Origin of the sequence: Prevotella nigrescens (assembly GCF_031191185.1) — a bacterium.
GTDB classification, from domain to species: domain Bacteria; phylum Bacteroidota; class Bacteroidia; order Bacteroidales; family Bacteroidaceae; genus Prevotella; species Prevotella nigrescens.
The window spans coordinates 151,596-168,713 of record NZ_CP133464.1 but is presented as its reverse complement, the minus strand read 5'-3'; the positions used below and the strand labels follow the sequence as shown (position 1 = coordinate 168,713).

The window sequence follows — 17,118 nt, the reverse complement described above, 5'->3', positions numbered from 1 at the left end:
TTAGATTATCTTGTTATGCGATTTTGAATGTCCAGCCGAATGCTACGCACACTGTCATGAGCACCAAGATAACCAAACTGAGCGGCATAAGGTATTTCCACTCGAGCTTCAGTATCTGGTCTACACGCAAACGGGGGAATGTCCAGCGTATCCACATAAGAAGAAATACTACTACAAAGGTCTTTCCAAGGAACCAGACGATACCCGGAATGAGGTTCATAAGGTTGTCGAAGCCTTCTATACCTATATTAATAGGTGCCCAACCGCCAAGGAAAACCGTTGCGGCAAGACCTGAAATAACAAAGAGATTGAGGTATTCTGCCAAATAGTAGAAGCCAAATCCCATACCACTATACTCTGTGTGGTATCCGGCAGTAAGCTCACTTTCAGCTTCGGCAAGGTCGAACGGACCACGGTTTGCCTCTGCGTTACCTGCAATACAGAACACGATGAAGCCTAACAGGGCAGGAATGTGCCCTTGGAAGATGAGCCATTGCCATGGACCGGTCTGTGCTTCAACGATGCCAGATATCTGCATGGTACGCGTAAGTACCACGGCTGAGATAAGGCAGATGCCCAATGAGAGTTCGTAAGAAATCATTTGGACTGCTGCACGCATGGCAGAGAGGACAGAGTACTTGTTGTTACTTGCCCAGCCAGCGATGAAAATGCCCAGCACGCCGATGGAACTGATGGCTGTTACAAGGAATATTCCGACGTTGAAGTCGAGCACTGCTGCGCCCTTGTTCCATGGAAGGAACGAGAAAGTACCGATAGAAGCAGCTATTACAAGAAAAGGTGCAAGGTAGTAAAGCAGCTTGTCGGCTTTGTCTACGGTGAAAATCTCCTTGATAAGCATCTTCAACACGTCTGCAAACACCTGCAGCGTACCCCACCAGCCCACACGGACGGGTCCGATACGGCACTGGAAATAAGCACAAACCTTACGTTCCATGAAAATAAGAATGATGGCGAGCACGGCATAACCAATGATGATTGCCAAGCCTACGAGCACGCACTCTATAAGAATGGTGCTGAAATTGCCGAGCCCCAAGGTTTGTCTTAGCAGCTCGTCGAACCATCTTGTTACTATACTAAAATCGAACATGTATATGATTTATTTCTTAATTCATTACTTATATATCGTTTCTCTCTTAGCGGTCGATGTCGGGAATGACGAAGTCGAGGGCTGCACCGGTTGTTACAAGGTCGGCTACTTTCTGACCTTTCAGCATCTTGTCCATTGCCCCCACCAAGGTTAAACCCATCGGACGGAACTTCAATCGGTACGGACTCTTGTCTCCTCGTGAGTCGAGATAGGCACCAAACTCGCCGCTTGCGCCCTCTACAGAGAAGTACCACTGACCTTCCGGAACCTTAATCACAGGCTTTTGCTTGATATAGAAGTCTCCCTCAGGAATGTTGTCGATGAGTTGCTCAATGATGTTGAGGCTCTGATACATCTCTTTAATGTGGCAATAGTAGCGATCCATAGAGTCTCCGCCCGTCATAACCACCTCTTCGAAGTCCACTTTGTCGTAAACGGTGTATGGGTGATGCTTGCGAACGTCGTTGTGCCAGCCGCTTGCACGACCGGCAGGACCTGTTACGCCATAGCTGATACACTCTTCTTCGTCCATCGGACCTATGCCTACGAAACGCTGGTGTGTGATGACGTTGTCGCCGAAGACGTCGAGATATTCTTGAATCATCGGTCTCAGATACTTGCAGAGCTTCTTTGTGTTCTCCACAAAGTTCGGGTCGATGTCGTCTTGCAGTCCACCTATTCTATAATAGTTCTGAATCAGTCGTCCACCCGTAGTTTCTTCCATCACGTTCAACACGTGTTCGCGGTCGCGCATACCGTAGAGCATGGCTGTAAGAGCACCTAAGTCCTGTGCGCAGCACGATGTGTAGAGCAAGTGGTTGTCTATGCGTTGCAACTCGTCCATGATGGTACGAATGTACAGAATGCGTTCCGACAGCTCTATGCCCATGGCTTCTTCTATGACGCCAACCAATGCATGGCGGTGCATCATCGCCGAAAGATAGTTCATGCGGTCGGTCAAAGCCAATGTCTGCGGATAAGTATAAGACTCGCACATCTTCTCTATGCCACGATGAATGTAGCCGAGATGTGGGTAGATGTGTTCTACTTTCTCACCGTCGAGCACCGTCTGAAGTCGCAATACACCGTGTGTTGAAGGGTGTTGCGGACCGATGTTCACCACGAACTGGTCGTTTGTGAAGAGCCGATGCGTGGTTGCGGTCAGTCGTCCGTCGGCATTCAGGTTCCATTCCGTAGTTGTATCCACTTCGATATCGTCTTTCGTGGTGTACATATTCTTCGCCGGATCCATGTCATAGTCCTTGCGAAGCGGATAGCCCACGAAGTCGTTCCTTAAGAAAAGGCGTCGCATGTCGGGGTGTCCGAGGAACTTTATGCCGAAGAAATCGTAGACTTCACGTTCCAGCAGGTCGGCGTCTGCCCACAGTTTATATACTGATGGTATCACGTAATCCTGTTCTACCTGTTTCGCAAGCTGCTTAACCGAGCAGCGTTCGTGTGTTTGCGTATTTTCGAGTATATAGATACAGCCAAGACCTTCGTCTGTTCCGAAGTCTTCTCCAACGATTGTTACAAGGTAGTCGAAATGCTGTTCCTTTCTCAGTTTCGCCATTTCGTCGGCAAAACGCTCAAAACCAAACTCTTTGTTTTCTAATTTCATTTTTCCGTACCTTATTTATTAGTTAGCTGCTGTATTGTTTTCGGTAGGCTGTTGTTCAGGTGTTGCTTTGTCGAGCTTGTCCAATTCCTTGCCTAACTTCTCCACATCTTCTTTCGTTACAGGCTTGTCTACAACGATGGTTTCCTTCTTTGGTGCTGCGGCAGCCGGCTTTGCAGCGGCTGGGCGTGCAGTTTTCGGAGCCGGTTTGTGTTTCTCTTCCCATGCAGTTTCGCGCTTTTCCTTGATTTCCTCGGCTGAAATGCCAAGTTTTTCTTCAAAGATAAGCTCTTCGTTACTTACTCCGAGCTTGCTTTCTGCAGCTGTCTGCTTGTGGTTGGCACCGCCAAAGAACTTCTCAATCTTCACTTTTCGTTGCAATTGCATCATTCCGTAGATGATGGCTTCGGGGCGTGGGGGACAGCCGGGAATGTAAACGTCCACCGGAATAATCTCGTCGATGCCGCGCATCACGTGGTAGCTGTCCTTGAAAGGACCGCCCGAAATGGCGCATCCGCCCACTGCTATTACGTATTTTGGCTCTGCCATCTGGTCGTACAGACGTTTCAGGGCAGGTGCCATCTTGTTCGTTATGGTGCCGGCGCACATAATTAAGTCTGCCTGACGTGGCGAGTTACGTGTTACTTCGAACCCAAACCGTGAGAAATCGTACCGTGCACAGCCTACAGCCATGAACTCAATGCCACAGCAAGAGGTAGCAAACGTAAGCGACCACAGCGAGTTGCTGCGCCCCCAGTTTATAAGTTGGTCGAGATTTCCCAGCACAAGGTTTGTACCTCCGTCGTTCAGGTCGTCTGCCATCTTCTCCAGAGTGTCGTTGTCTTTCCACTCTTCGTAAGGCATAGCCTTAATTTTCGGTTTCCTTATTTCCATTCAAGCGCTCCTTTCCGCCAAGCGTAAGCCAAGCCAAAAACCAACACCAACATAAAAAATCCTATCGTTGCCAATGCCAGAACGCCGTAAGTTTTCACCACTACCGCCCATGGGTAGAGGAAAACAGTCTCAACATCGAACATCAAAAAAAGGATAGCGAACAGGTAGTAGCCCACGTGCATCGGCAACCAAGACGTGCCGTAGGTAGGAATACCACACTCGTAAGGTTCACCTTTCGTCGGATTGTAAGAACGGGGACCCAATAGCTTTGCAGTAACATAGGCTGCAACGACCAAGAAGGCTGCCGTTATGAAGACGGTGATTAAAAGTGTAAAATACATAAATTCTATATAGCTATAATATTATTACATCTAATTGTTAATGTATAAGATATCTTAAAGCGATTGCAAAGATACGAAAATAATTATTAATGTTGCAAGAAAAGATTAAAAAAAAGAGTCTCTTTTGTAAAGCCTACTTTGCAAACGATAGTTTTAAAGATGTTTTATTGCGGTCTACACAAACTTGGTTTTGCAAGCGAAATGCACACGGCGTAATGGCAAAAAGACAAGTCTTTTATGGCAATTCCTGCCAATGTGTCTCCAAAAATGGAAGATTGCATCTACAGAAAGTGTGTCGCAACCTTGTAATTGTTGCAAAAATGCCACGAAAAAACTTACTGAATATTTGTTATTTAATTGTAAAAGCACTATCTTTGTGCCATTACATAGTTACATTTTTAATGAAGTGCACTTCACGAAACGTGCAGAAAAAATATTCATTCAGCAAGAAATATATTCCCATCAACCTAACACTACGCCCTCATCTCCGATACGGCGTTGCTCTGAAAAGAGAGTAAAACAGGGAGATTTTACGATTATGGAACTAAAACTACGTAGAAAAATGTTTGCGGCAATAGCCGTCTTGTTCATTACTATGCTTGCAATGCCTGTCCATTCTTGGGCGCAAGGTACGGCAAAAATTATTCTTGAAGCACACGATGTGTGGGGAGACGGCAGCGGATACCAGCTGTTGCTCGATGCCGACCACAACCTTTACGGCGACAAAATACCCGTAGAAGGACCGATTTGGGACAACAACAATCCGCCAGCCGACCTATACAACGGTTTCGAATATACCATTCCTGTCGGTGCCGACCCCTCTACCACACCGAAGCACATGGTGGTAGATGGCGAGGAAAGCATAGAAATACCTGCCGGAATATACGATTTCTGTATTGCAGCCCCACAGGCTGGCACCAAGATATGGATTGCCGGCGATGCCGACGGACCCACACGGGGCAACGATTACAAGTTTGAAGCGGGCAAGACCTACCGCTTTACGATGCACATAGTGCACGATGTGAACAACGATGGGGCAAAGCTCCTGATTACGGAAGATGGAAAAATAGAAACCTACCAGCTGTGGGTGGCTGGCACGCAGGTTACTTCCGACAACTGCAACGACCTTCCACACACCAAGGGCATAGTGCTTTACGACCCCTCAACGAAGGTTTTAAGTCTCTACGACGCCACCATCAACGTGTACGGAACCGACGAAGCCATTAAAACATCGATGAACGACCTCACCATTCGCATGGAAGGAACAAACACACTCGCCTCTACCGACGGACATGCGCTTAACATTGAAAAGGGGAATTGTACCATTACGGGCGGTGGAAAGATGGAACTCACGGGCAAGAACTTCGGGCTCTACGTTGCGCCCAACACCTCGCTGACCATCGATAACTGCGGAATTGAAAGCAAAGGCTCTGTCGGAAACGAACTCGCAGGAGCCGAAATCACCATCAACAACGCTTCGGTCAGGGCAAAAGGAAACACCTACGCCAGTATGTGCGGCATACAGACGCTCTCGCTCAACGGCTGTTCCATTGTGCAGCCTAAGGGTGCTTGCTTCGACGCAAGTCTTGCTGGCGTAGCATTGAACGGACAATTGGTAAAGGACGAGGTGGTTATCAAGGCGCAGGAACTTACCTACTACGACATCGAAGTGGCTGGCACACGCGTTACTTCTGCCAATTATAAAACACTTTCCAAGCTCGACAACGTCAGCGGAATCATTCTTTACGACCCTGCAACCAACGTTCTTACTTTCCAAGATGTATCTGTCGCCGGTACTATCAATGCGGTGGTGTCGCACTCCGACGGGCTTACCATAAAGCTGGTTGGCAACAACAATCTTACAACGGAGTATGTTGTACTCAGCTTTACAGCTCCGCTCACCATTACAGGCGGTGGGACGCTCAATGCGAAAAGTCTGAAAGACTGTGCCATCTATGCCAATCAGACCGACCTCACGATTGACAATTGCACCGTGAATGCCGAGAGCACGGTGTACGGAATAGCAGGTGACGGAGGCGAGAAGGAACATCTTACCATCAAGAACGCCGACGTTACGGCTATAGGAACGCAGTATGGCTCTGTCAGCGACTTCGCTTCGCTCACGCTCATAGGGTGTAATGTAGTTCAACCAGAGGGCGCAACGTTCGACCCAGCCAAGCATGGCATCGTGCTGAATGGCGACCCTGTGAAGACGAAGGTAACCATTAAGAAAGACCCTACGGGCATTTCTGCAGCTACAGCCGAGCCTACTGTCCCACAAAGCATATACTCTGTTAGCGGAGTACGCCTGTCGGGCGAATTCAAGAACCTGCCAAAAGGTGTCTATATCGTTAACGGAAGAAAGGTTGTAAAGCCATAGCGACGTGCCTTTTAGCCCCAAATCGACATTAGAACTTCGGTGTATTTTGTTTCATTGTTAGCCGGATTGGACTGTCATTCACTCGAAAACGTAGCGAACTACGCCGAGAATGAATGGCAGCCAAGATGGCAACAGACAGATAAAAGATTGCAGGAAGCAATGTAATGAATGTAAAGTAACAGGCAAGCGGACTGATGGCTGCGACATGAAAAATCCGTAAACATATTCCGTAAATTTCCAGATTGTGCAACCATCTCATTGTCAGAAAGATACGAAACGCACGTCTTGGAGCTGCAAAACCCATTGTTTTACACTGCAAAAGAGCCTGTTTTGAGCCGTAAAACAGGCTCTTTTGCAGTGTCCTGCCCCACAACAAGCTGCGCAAGGGCGTTGTTTGGCAACGAGGACAGCCCCCGGTTACAGTGTGCCTGCCTTTGTATGGCTTGCGCTTTCCTGCCATTCCGCAACGCAGGCACAAGGCATCGGGCTGAAAGATTAACCCTGCCACAACAGCAATCTTGTTCGTGGTGGCTTGCAACTTCAACTTTTTTTCTGTATCTTTGCAGGCACTATACAACATAAACAGACGAATATGGAATTATATCCAAAACTCATTACCAAAGCCTTGGAGCAGGTGATGTACCCCGGAACAAAGAAAAACATCATAGAAAGCGACATGCTTGCCGACGATATACGCATTGATGGAAACAAGGTTAGCTTCACTTTGGTGTTCCCCAGAGACACCGACCCTTTCCTGAAGTCTACTGTCAAGGCTGCCGAAGCGCAGATACACTACTCCGTGGGCAAGGACGTGGAGGTTGAAATAAAGACCGAATACAAGTCTACACCGCGCCCCGAGGTAGGAAAACTGCTGCCACAGGTGAAGAACATCATCGCCGTCAGCTCCGGAAAGGGTGGGGTAGGCAAGAGCACGGTGTCTGCCAATCTTGCCATAGCTCTGGCACGATTGGGCTATAAAGTGGGTTTGTTGGACACGGACGTGTTCGGTCCCAGCATGCCAAAGATGTTTGGAGTGGAGCAAGAACGCCCCTACGCCATAGAAAAAGACGGCAGACAGCTCATAGAACCCATAGAAAAGTATGGCGTAAAGCTGCTTTCCATCGGCTTTTTCGTCAATCCCGACACCGCTACACTGTGGCGCGGCAGCATGGCTTGCAATGCTTTGAAGCAGCTGATTGCCGACGCCGACTGGGGAGAGTTGGACTATTTCATTCTCGATACGCCGCCCGGAACGAGCGACATACACCTTACGCTGCTGCAAACCTTGGCTATCACGGGTGCAGTAATCGTTTCCACGCCGCAGAAAGTGGCGCTTGCCGATGCCCGTAAGGGGATAGACATGTACCGGAACGACAAAGTAAACGTGCCCATACTGGGCTTGGTGGAGAACATGGCGTACTTTACACCAGCCGAATTGCCCAACAACAAATACTACATATTCGGCAAAGAGGGCGCAAAACAATTGGCTAAGGAAATGAACTGCCCACTTTTGGCACAGATTCCGCTCGTGCAAAGCATCTGCGAGAACGGAGACAAGGGCGAACCTTCGGCAGTAAACATCGACAGCATCACCGGGCAGGCATTCATAAACCTTGCCCAAGCCGTGGTAACGGTGGTGAACCGGCGCAACAAGGAGCAGGCTCCGACGAAGAAAGTGGGTGTGAAAAACGAATAGGAAATAGAGAAACAGGGGGGCAGTCTGACGAGAAACTGACTGTGTCCCTGTTGCTTTTCATGGCATGCCAGACCGTTGATGCAGTGCACCACATGGGTTTCTTATAACGCTTGAGACTGCTATAACTTATAAATAGAAACAATATGAAAACAACCTCGAACATTTTTGGAGTTGCCTATATAGTACTACTCATTCTTGGAATGGTGGTTATTGGCAATAATGCACCGCAAGGACCGCCTCCCTTTGACTACGAAATGGCAGAAACGGAAGCCAAACGTGTAAACGTTGATGTAGACAATTACACCATCAGTCGTATTACTGGTACAAAAGAATTGTGGTTTCGCGATATGCCAGATGTTTCGTTTGTTGTGGCAATATCGTTTACTGACGACCCTAACAAATGCTGTATTAAATATCCAAAAGATTTGGTGCAGATAACAAAAAATGGCGATGTACTCTACGGAAAGGCTACTCAAGATGGAGAGGTACTTGACACCAGGAAGCATAGGCTGATTCATACTTACACCAATTTCGATGAACAATTGCTTACGGGCTGGAAAACAAACAGCTCTAACGACCGACTTATAGATATGGTAGAGCAGGAAGACACCTACACTATCTTTGTTTACATGACGGTGATGAAAGACTTCTGTGCCATCAGAACCGATAGTCCGGGATTCTGTTTCTATCTGATTGATGCACATTTACCGTCGCTCTACTTCACAGCTGCCTACAATACCTTCCTTCGTTTCTATGGCAAAACGGAGTTAGGCGAGTTCTGGACACAGTGGGTTACCTACAAAATGGATCTTGGAAAAGCCCATATCAGGAACATGCGCATAGACCTTGACGGCGAAACAGACTACTACGACGAACAGTGCAAGGTAGATACGCTGCTGCTGACAGGTAAGGGAAACCTGCCGTTTTTCACACGCGAGTCGTATAAAACAATAGAAGTGTCAGAAAAGAAACGAGGAGATATAACATTCGGATACGACACCGAACCAATGATAAAAATAGCAAAGCCTTATGGAAAGAAATTGTAATAGACGTGCACATGTAAATATAGTAGCTTACGCAAGAGCCTTATGGGCTGCAACAAAGAAGAAAAGACGCAACACAGCAATAGCTATTATTATACCAATGGTATTGTTAGAGATGGTAACCGCTGCATTTCGTGGCTTTGGTTCGCCCACCGGAAACGGCGGAGGCGGCTCGGTTATATATGTAATCTACCCACTATTTATACTTGTTTGCTGCATTGCAGCTTCGTTTGGTATGAGTCGTAAATACGAAATACCAGTGTTGCGCGTGCCTGTTTGGGGCGAATGGGTGGTGCGTTGGATAATTTTTGTGCTTTTGCCATTCTTCTTTTTCTTGTTTGTAACCCATCTGCTCGATATTTTTGTTGCTACACCGACGCATCAGCCGGCACCGTGGGAAGTAGGCTTGGAACCATTCCCAGGAAGCTATACGTTGCCCTTCGTTTTCTTTATCATGTCGTTTTTCTTTGCCGTGTCAGTCTATTTCCCCTTCCTTTCGTTCTTTGCGGGTTTGCTAATACTTGCTATTGTTATTATTATAAGCTTAATCTTTATTCCACGAGCCGTGTTCTGGTATGGTGGAATGGAAGATACTTCGTGGGAAGTAATCGTCTTTCTCCTCGCAATGGGCGTGTTGGCATTAACCCTTTCGTATTATAGGCTAAAGTGCTACCGCACCGACGATTTCGAATAAATATATATACCGAAAGACAAGCAAGGTTGTCCTGCATTTCAAAAGAGCCTGTTTTACGATGCAAAACAGGCTCTTTTGAAACGCAAAAGGGTAGGTTTTGGAATGCAGTGGAAAATTGCTTGAAAATTCAAAGTATTTAGGGAGTATAGGAATACTATATTTTCTAGAAATACTATGCTCTTTATGGGAGTAAATAAAAACAATATTTTTACTGCTACACTGCCGTTTTTGCCGCTTTATTTCTTCTTTTTCTTTCTCCAGTGGAACAGTTCGCGGAGGTTGGTGAAGTCTTTTTTCATTATCACGCCAATACCCTGTGTGTTCAGAGAGTTGCGTGTAAAGTAGCGGTCGTTGGCTCTGTTGTAGAAGTTCAGGGCTATGTTTCCGTTGGGCAGGAGCAGGTATTTTATGTCGAAGTCTCCGATGAAAGCCGATGTGTTGGTGGCAACGTTGTCGCGATAGCCAAACTCGCCGTTGATAAGCAGGCGGTTGTTGAGCAGGCTGCCCGACAGTATGCCTTCGTATTCGGCATTGCTGAAGCCATCGTTTCCGGTGGCTATGTTTGCGCCAAAGTTCCAATGGTTGTCCTTTATGACGTTGGACAGCACGGTGTTTATTTGTTGCGAGAGCGTTCCCGACAAGATACTCTGCATTACGAGCGAGGCTTGCCCCGACTGGTTAGGGTCGCGCTGTCCGGCATTGTTGGCTGTTTGAGGGTAGAAACGACCCACTGCCAACAGATACAACACCTGCTGGTTGAGGTCTTGCTCGGAGTTCAATACCGACAGCACCATCTGTCTTGCGTCGGAAGAAAGCTCCGGCAGGTTCAGCCCGAAGGTTATCGAGGGTGCTTCGGGCGTACCGTTGATGTCCAACAGGCAGTCTACCTTGGTGTTGCTGGTGCGGAACGAGCTGCCCATTTGCAGGTCGGAGAGTGGTACGGAATTCAGTGTGTAGTGCCCTTTCAGCTTTAATGTTGCAGCGTAGGGGTCGCCGCCGAAGGCTATGAGCGAGCCTTCGCTGAATGTGAATTGTCGTTTTATGACGTTCTGAATGGTAAGATTGTAGGCTCCACGCTCCACATTGTAGTTGCCGAAGAGCTGGAAAGCACCTTTATTATAATAGGTGGCGCGAAGCACGCCCGAGCCATTCAGGGTGATATTATCGCCTGTGTTCTCGTCCATAAGCACCTTCATTGTAAAGTCGGGAGTGGTGTTCAGATGGAAGTTGATGTGCAAGTCGCTGGCTAAGTTTGTGTTATATTCATCTTTGGCAGGTCGTTTCAGCCACGCAGTATCTTGTTTCAGAGTAGGCTGTAACGAGTCTGGCGTCATGTCGCGCCAACGTATGAAGGAGTTTTCGTCTATTGCGTTCTTTGCCGCATTGTAGGTTATGAACGAGTTTCGGTTCGGCGTTACATCGACATTCATCGTGATTTCGTTGTTGCGACCGATTATTTCGCACTTGCCCGTACCGTATATGCGCCCCCAGAAAGTGCCCGACGATGCCCTGCGGGCAAAGTTGTAGGTAAGTAAATTCTTGGTTTGTACGTCAATGTCGAACGTCAGGCGTCGCAAAGCCCGATGGTGCAGTCCGCCCGTAATCACACCTTTGTGTCCCTCGGGGTCGGTGATGACTATGTGGTTGAGGCTGATTTCGTTTGGAACAAGCGTTACCCTGCCGTCTTGCACGGTGTAGGTGGTGCCCAAAGGCTTTATGCGTACCGAGCCGGAAGCCAGCATGTCGCCTTCGAGATTGACGCCGGAGAGTGAACCAACCACCTTCACCCAGCCGTTTCCACGCAGCTTTATGTCGTCCATGAAGCTGCCGCAGAACTTCTTCATGAAGGTCAGGCGCGTGTCGTGTGCATAGATGGGAAGGTTGATATAGCCATGTCGCAAGTTGATATAGCCTTCAATGTTGGTCGATGCCCCCTCGTCTATGGCTTCGGCGCTTATGTTTATGCGCCCTTCAGCGTTCGAATAGTCCGCCTGTGCATAGAGTGTGCCCATGTCGCCCCGCTCGAATTGGAACTGTTTGACAATCAGATTGGCACTTGCGCGTGGGTGGTTGAAAACCGATTTCAGCACAACCCTGCCCGAAGCAAGCCCATTGAACGCCACGCTATGGAAGTTTACGATGTCCAAAATGTACGGAACGTCAATGTCTTTGAGCTGTACGGTGAGCGAATCGGCTGGGTTTCCCGATGTCAGTCCGTTTATGATGATGTGTTGTTCCTTGTTGGATAGTTCGAAGTGCTTTATGTTTAAATTGTTCTGGACATAGGTAAGTTCCGACGGTTGTACCTGCAAGTCTATCGTGTCGATGCGTATTTTGGACGGTGCAAAGTGCAGATGCGTAGCTAATTTACCATTTTGGCGTTCGAATTGGGCAGAACAATCAATCTGTCCTCTAAGTGTTTTCTGTGCAAAAGCATTGAACGACGAAAGCGTGTTCAGTTCGTTGTGCTTTGCGGTGGCTATGGTCTGCAATGCTAAACGGCGTCCGGCGCCATCTATCCATTCGCCTTTCAGACCGATGTTCAGTGCATTGTTGTGCGTAGAAAGTGCCAAGGAAAGGTTTTCGAAGTGGTATCCCGAATAGTCGGCACGTGGTGCGGAAACGTTGAGAGCCACCGTTTTGTGCGCCTCGTTGACGTCGCCAAACACCCGAAGAGAGGGCGAAAGCCCCACCTGGAGTCCTGTCAGTTCGTGCAAAAGTTGCGTGTTCGTTATGTCGGCTTCTATGTGGAACACATTGTTACCCGTGGTTTTGCCCCATTGTTGAGGCGTGCCCGTGAGCGCAGGAAGGTAGATGCCCACCACATTTCGCACGCTTTGCACCATGGAAGTATAGTTGAAACGACCGGAAACCGACAGCGTTCCAAAGTCAGACAGAAGGTCCACCGACCTGCCCATGAGCCTGTTGGCAGCTTTAAGTTCCAAATGGTCCAACTTGAAACGATGGCTGTTGCTTTCTTGCATGACAAAATTGTCGAGCGTAAGTTTGCCTATCAGGTCGTTTACCGATGCTCCGCTGCCTGCCAAGGTGGTCTGGAACGAAAGCGTCCGGTCGCCCAGGGCATCGGTAATGTGCATGTTATGCAAGTTAAGACGGTCGGCATCGATGCGTGCATTCACCATTAACGTTCCTTTTTTCTCTATGAAGTGGCGAATGTTTCCCACCGTTCCATCAATGGCAAGCTTGCCGTTGAGGTCGTTGATGGACGCTTTTCCGCTGAACGTATCGTTGGTATAATTGCCATTTACGGCAATGTTCCGATAGCTATATCCGTTATAATCGAGACGGGGAACAATGCCTTTGGCGTTGATGTGGCGCAAATTGGAAGAGGCTTCCACCTTGATGTCGGCTGCAATAGTGCCGAGTTGAGAAGAGGTAAGAATATTTCCGAGCGTGAAATGCGGTGTATGCAGTTCGGCGTTAATAGTCTTTCCACGCAGCAGGAAGTCTATGTCGGCATTGCCATGGGCAAGCATGAGCGTACCCTTGGCGTGGTGATAGTTTTGCGCTCCCCGTACTTCCCCCCTGAAACGGACGTCGCCCAAACGCGAAACCTCGGCAGGAAGTTTTAGCTGAAAGGCATTGTTAATGTGCTGAAGGAGTTTGCCTTTCAGCAGAACAGACATGGCGTTGAAGTTCCAAGCCGGCTGTGTGGTGAGCCGGGCAAGCCCGCCCTTACAAGTCATGGCAGCCTCGTTGTTGCCATAACGCAGTGCAAGCATTTTAATTTTCAGTTGGTTAGCCGTTCCCGAAACATTCGTGTTGAGATACAGTTTTTGGTTGAATGTTTGCAAGGAAGGCAACAAACAAGCAATGTCGGAGGGAGTGAGATACGATTTTTCGATGCGCAGCAGATGGTGAGCCGTGGCAAAATTGAAGTTTTTGGACTTATCATTGAAACGCACTTTGTAGGCAGGGACATTGATTTTGGATTGAGGCAGCTGGACAAGAAGGTTGGATATTTCTGCCAGTTGCTTGTTGGCTTTCAGGTGTAAGCGCAGGTTGCGCACATCTAATCCCGAGGCTTCGGCAAATGAAAGGTTGCGAACGTTGATGTCAGTACGGTTGTCCGTAAGCGTATTCAAGTTGATATGAGCCGATATGTTGCTTACGTTGAGGTGGTTGAAATTAAGTCTGTTGGGAGTAGCAGGAGCCGAAAGAAGGTCGTAGCGCACATTTCCGTGCCTTATGATGAGGCTCTGAATGCGAAGATCCAAAGGCGTCTGGTGGGTTGTGTCGCGCGATTTCAGCGAGTCGATAACGAACTGGAAGTTAGCCTTGGCGTCTGGCGTGGCACGATAGAGCTGTGCATTCAGTCCGAAAATCTGTGCCGACGAAATGCGCACCTTGTCCCCATTGACAAGCGAAAGCAAGTCTACTTGAGCCGCAACACGCGAAGCTTTTGCCATTTGCCTGCCGTTCTGGTCGTCTATAACCAATCCGTCTACTATGAAATGGTTAAGGAAACCTAAGTCTACACGCTCTATCCTGACCTTTGTTCCCAACTTTTTGGCAAGCGCATCAGCCACCTGCGCACCCACGAAACGTTGCACGGAAGGAAGGTGTAACAGTATAATTATAAGCAAGTATAGTCCGATTGCCGTCCATACACCCCAGCGAATAAGCGTCTTCAATATCTTCAAAGCAAGTGCAAAACTACTATTTTTCTGTTGCATGGTGAAATTAATGAAGCGAAAAGTTTTCTAAACTGATTAAAAATAAGTATATTTGCACACTCAATTAGAGACGTTTTCATTATTCAAGTTTATGACAAAACAGATAAGATTGCGTAAGGGTTTGGACCTAAGACTAAAAGGACGTGCCAAGGAAAAGACCATGCCACAAGAACCATCGAAGCTGTATGGGCTTGTCCCGGACGATTTTGTAGGAATCATTCCGAGGCTTAAAGTGAAGCCAGGCGACCATGTCAAGGTGGGAGATACGCTGTTCGTGAACAAAAATTCGGAGGAAGTTGGCTTTGCCTCTCCTGTCAGTGGTGTTGTAAAATCGATAGAGCGAGGAGATCGCAGAAAGGTCTTGTATGTAAGTATAGAGCCTGACGGCGAACAGATATTTGCCGATTTCGGTGCGAAAGACGTGCAGACAATCGATGGAGAAGGCGTGAAGAAGGCACTTTTGGAAGCCGGGCTGTTTGGCTATATCAACCAGTTGCCCTACGCAGTGTCTACCACTCCCGACACGAAACCAAAGGCAATATTCGTCTCTGCACTAAGAGACAAGCCGCTGGAAGGCAACTTTGAATATGAACTGAAAGGGCAAGAGAAAGCCTTTCAGACCGGATTAACCGCACTGTCCAAGCTTGCAAAGGTTTATTTATCTATTGGTGCACAGCAGGAAAGCGAGGCTCTGACGAATGCAGAGAACGTTGAACTTACCGTATTCGACGGACCTTGTCCGGCTGGAAACGTAGGGGTGCAAGTCAATCACCTGTCTCCTGTGAACAAAGGAGAGGTGGTTTGGACGGTAGACCCAACTGCCGTTATCTTCTTCGGAAAGCTCTTCCTGACCGGAAAGGTAGACCTGACACGGGTTGTTGCCGTAGCAGGCAGCAAGGTGAAAGACCCTTCGTATGTGAAAGTCTTGGTGGGAACGCCCATTAGGGACATTGTTGCAGGACGACTAACCGACACAGACCACGTGCGTATTCTGAACGGAAACCCACTGACAGGCACCATAGCAGACGACAATACCTTCCTGGGTGCACACACATCGGAGGTTGTGGCAATGCCGGAAGGCGACAATGTGAACGAGTTTGCAGGCTGGATAATGCCCCGTCTCGACCAGTTCTCAACCTCGCGAAGCTATTTCAGCTGGCTCTTTGGCAAGAAAAAGGAATACAATCTCGATGCGCGCATCAAAGGCGGAAGGCGTAATATCATCATGAGTGGCGAGTATGATTCCGTGTTGCCGATGGATATATATGGCGAATACCTTATCAAGGCGATTATAACGGGCAACATCGACAAGCAGGAAGAACTGGGAATATACGAAGTAAGCCCCGAAGACTTCGCCTTGGCGGAATTCGTTGACAGTTCGAAGCAACCATTACAGCAGATTGTACGCAATGGTCTGAACACGCTACGGAAGGAGAATGCGTAAGTACACCTTATATTATAATAGAGATTTAAAAACTTTAAGAGATACAATATGAGCTTAAGAAATTGGCTTGACAAGGTGCGCCCGCAATTCGAGAAAGGCGGAAAGCTGCACGCTTTCAAGAGTATCTATGATGGCTTGGACACCTTCTTGTATGTCCCAAACGAAACTTCGAAGAGTGGAACGTCTATTCATGACGCCATCGATTCGAAGCGGATAATGAGCATTGTGGTAATTTCGCTGATTCCGGCAATGCTGTTTGGCATGTATAATATAGGCTATCAGAATGCATCAGCTGCAGGGAAGCTGGCAGAAACAACCTGCATGGATATGTTTCTGTATGGTGCTTTAATGCTGCTACCCAAGATTTTAGTATCTTACATCGTGGGGCTGGGCATCGAATTTGCCTGGGCACAGTGGAAAGGAGAGGAAATTCAGGAGGGTTATTTGGTAAGTGGTATCCTTATTCCGCTTATCATTCCCATCACGTTACCGCTTTGGATGCTGGCTTTGGCAGTGGCTTTTGCCGTGATATTCACAAAGGAAATATTTGGCGGAACGGGCATGAATACCTTTAATGTGGCGCTTGCTGCACGTGCATTCCTGTTCTTTTCTTATCCCGGAAGCATGACGGGAGATAAGGTTTGGGCTGCTACCGACCAGATTTGTGGTCTTGGTTATACGCTGCCAGACGGCTTTACCATGGCAACACCGTTAGGAGAGATTGCTCAAGGAACTGCCATGAACACGTCGTTGAGCGATATGGTGGTCGGATTAATGCCGGGTTCGGTGGGCGAAACGTCGGTTATCGCAATCGCAATCGGTGCAATCATCTTGATTTGGACGAACATTGCAAGCTGGAAAACCATGCTCAGCGTCTTCGCAGGCGGCATTGTCATGGCTTTAATCTTCCATTCTGCAGGTGCAAGTCCACTCCAATGGTACGAACATGTCGTGTTGGGAGGCTTCTGTTTCGGTGCTGTCTTCATGGCAACCGACCCTGTTACCTCTGCAAGAACAGAGCAAGGCAAATGGATTTATGGCTTCTTAATAGGTGCTATGGCAGTTATTATTCGTGTATTGAACCGTGGTTATCCAGAAGGAATGATGCTTGCCATACTCTTTGGCAATATGTGCGCTCCTCTAATAGACTATTGTGTGGTTCAATCTAATATAAACAAGCGTGCTAAACGTGCTAAAATGTAA

The 17,118-nt window shown here is 48.0% G+C and carries 12 protein-coding genes; 6 read left to right on the top strand and 6 right to left on the bottom strand.

What is annotated here, in order from left to right; genetic code table 11:
- Window positions 1-13: 13 nt before the first annotated feature.
- From nuoH to RDV52_RS00585, 4 genes are read right to left on the bottom strand one after another with little or no spacing between them, the layout of a single operon-like run.
- Window positions 14-1,108, bottom strand: a complete 1,095-nt coding sequence (gene nuoH, locus RDV52_RS00600; RefSeq protein WP_004361838.1) for an NADH-quinone oxidoreductase subunit NuoH — start codon at window positions 1,106-1,108, stop codon at window positions 14-16.
- 46 nt (window positions 1,109-1,154) lie between these two features.
- Entirely contained in the window at window positions 1,155-2,729 is a 1,575-nt protein-coding gene (locus RDV52_RS00595; protein WP_004367469.1) for an NADH-quinone oxidoreductase subunit D-related protein, read from the bottom strand.
- A gap of 18 nt (window positions 2,730-2,747) precedes the next feature.
- Window positions 2,748-3,620, bottom strand: a complete 873-nt coding sequence (locus RDV52_RS00590; RefSeq protein WP_004367468.1) for an NADH-quinone oxidoreductase subunit B — start codon at window positions 3,618-3,620, stop codon at window positions 2,748-2,750.
- Window positions 3,611-3,961 carry an NADH-quinone oxidoreductase subunit A gene (locus tag RDV52_RS00585; RefSeq protein ID WP_004361835.1) on the bottom strand — a complete coding sequence of 117 codons (351 nt, stop codon included), beginning with the start codon at window positions 3,959-3,961 and terminating at the stop codon, window positions 3,611-3,613. The genes RDV52_RS00590 and RDV52_RS00585 overlap by 10 nt, the downstream gene beginning before the upstream one ends.
- Before the next feature lie 538 nt (window positions 3,962-4,499).
- Between RDV52_RS00585 and RDV52_RS00580 the strand changes: the two genes are divergently transcribed.
- The gene (locus tag RDV52_RS00580) at window positions 4,500-6,341 is read left to right on the top strand and encodes a DUF2436 domain-containing protein (RefSeq protein WP_223381218.1); all 1,842 of its coding nucleotides are present in this window, start codon (window positions 4,500-4,502) and stop codon (window positions 6,339-6,341) included.
- 28 nt (window positions 6,342-6,369) lie between these two features.
- On the opposite strand, the gene RDV52_RS00575 is transcribed toward RDV52_RS00580, so the two are convergent.
- Window positions 6,370-6,885 carry a hypothetical protein gene (locus RDV52_RS00575; RefSeq protein ID WP_223381219.1) on the bottom strand — a complete coding sequence of 172 codons (516 nt, stop codon included), beginning with the start codon at window positions 6,883-6,885 and terminating at the stop codon, window positions 6,370-6,372.
- A gap of 48 nt (window positions 6,886-6,933) precedes the next feature.
- Here RDV52_RS00575 and RDV52_RS00570 point away from each other — a divergent pair, with 48 nt between their 5' ends.
- The 3 genes from RDV52_RS00570 (at window position 6,934) to RDV52_RS00560 (ending at window position 9,774) form a co-directional block, all read left to right on the top strand.
- Window positions 6,934-8,037, top strand: coding sequence for an Mrp/NBP35 family ATP-binding protein (locus RDV52_RS00570; RefSeq protein WP_004367465.1), 1,104 nt, complete (start codon window positions 6,934-6,936; stop codon window positions 8,035-8,037).
- Between the two features lie 143 nt (window positions 8,038-8,180).
- Window positions 8,181-9,083: a hypothetical protein gene (locus tag RDV52_RS00565; protein WP_004361830.1), complete on the top strand. Its 903-nt coding sequence runs from the start codon at window positions 8,181-8,183 to the stop codon at window positions 9,081-9,083.
- Complete coding sequence (locus RDV52_RS00560) at window positions 9,067-9,774, top strand: hypothetical protein (protein ID WP_004367464.1); 708 nt, start codon at window positions 9,067-9,069, stop codon at window positions 9,772-9,774. Before RDV52_RS00565 ends, RDV52_RS00560 begins: the two co-directional genes overlap by 17 nt.
- 236 nt (window positions 9,775-10,010) lie before the next feature.
- Here RDV52_RS00560 and RDV52_RS00555 read toward each other — a convergent pair whose 3' ends face one another.
- Complete coding sequence (locus RDV52_RS00555; RefSeq protein WP_004367463.1) at window positions 10,011-14,471, bottom strand: translocation/assembly module TamB domain-containing protein; 4,461 nt, start codon at window positions 14,469-14,471, stop codon at window positions 10,011-10,013.
- Window positions 14,472-14,562: 91 nt separating this feature from the next.
- Between RDV52_RS00555 and RDV52_RS00550 the strand changes: the two genes are divergently transcribed.
- Both RDV52_RS00550 and RDV52_RS00545 read left to right on the top strand, forming a co-directional pair.
- Window positions 14,563-15,915: a Na(+)-translocating NADH-quinone reductase subunit A gene (locus RDV52_RS00550; protein WP_004367462.1), complete on the top strand. Its 1,353-nt coding sequence runs from the start codon at window positions 14,563-14,565 to the stop codon at window positions 15,913-15,915.
- A 48-nt stretch (window positions 15,916-15,963) separates the two neighbouring features.
- Window positions 15,964-17,118, top strand: coding sequence for an NADH:ubiquinone reductase (Na(+)-transporting) subunit B (locus RDV52_RS00545; protein ID WP_004367461.1), 1,155 nt, complete (start codon window positions 15,964-15,966; stop codon window positions 17,116-17,118).

Excerpts from the sequence above, each read along its gene's own strand:
- nuoH (WP_004361838.1), bottom strand. The coding sequence starts at position 1,108 with ATGTTCGATTTTAGTATAGTAACAAGATGGTTCGACGAGCTGCTAAGA.
- RDV52_RS00570 (WP_004367465.1), top strand. The coding sequence starts at position 6,934 with ATGGAATTATATCCAAAACTCATTACCAAAGCCTTGGAGCAGGTGATG.
- RDV52_RS00595 (WP_004367469.1), bottom strand. The coding sequence starts at position 2,729 with ATGAAATTAGAAAACAAAGAGTTTGGTTTTGAGCGTTTTGCCGACGAA.
- RDV52_RS00590 (WP_004367468.1), bottom strand. The coding sequence starts at position 3,620 with ATGGAAATAAGGAAACCGAAAATTAAGGCTATGCCTTACGAAGAGTGG.
- RDV52_RS00585 (WP_004361835.1), bottom strand. The coding sequence starts at position 3,961 with ATGTATTTTACACTTTTAATCACCGTCTTCATAACGGCAGCCTTCTTG.
- RDV52_RS00580 (WP_223381218.1), top strand. The coding sequence starts at position 4,500 with ATGGAACTAAAACTACGTAGAAAAATGTTTGCGGCAATAGCCGTCTTG.
- RDV52_RS00565 (WP_004361830.1), top strand. The coding sequence starts at position 8,181 with ATGAAAACAACCTCGAACATTTTTGGAGTTGCCTATATAGTACTACTC.
- RDV52_RS00550 (WP_004367462.1), top strand. The coding sequence starts at position 14,563 with ATGACAAAACAGATAAGATTGCGTAAGGGTTTGGACCTAAGACTAAAA.
- RDV52_RS00555 (WP_004367463.1), bottom strand. The coding sequence starts at position 14,471 with ATGCAACAGAAAAATAGTAGTTTTGCACTTGCTTTGAAGATATTGAAG.
- RDV52_RS00545 (WP_004367461.1), top strand. The coding sequence starts at position 15,964 with ATGAGCTTAAGAAATTGGCTTGACAAGGTGCGCCCGCAATTCGAGAAA.
- RDV52_RS00560 (WP_004367464.1), top strand. The coding sequence starts at position 9,067 with ATGGAAAGAAATTGTAATAGACGTGCACATGTAAATATAGTAGCTTAC.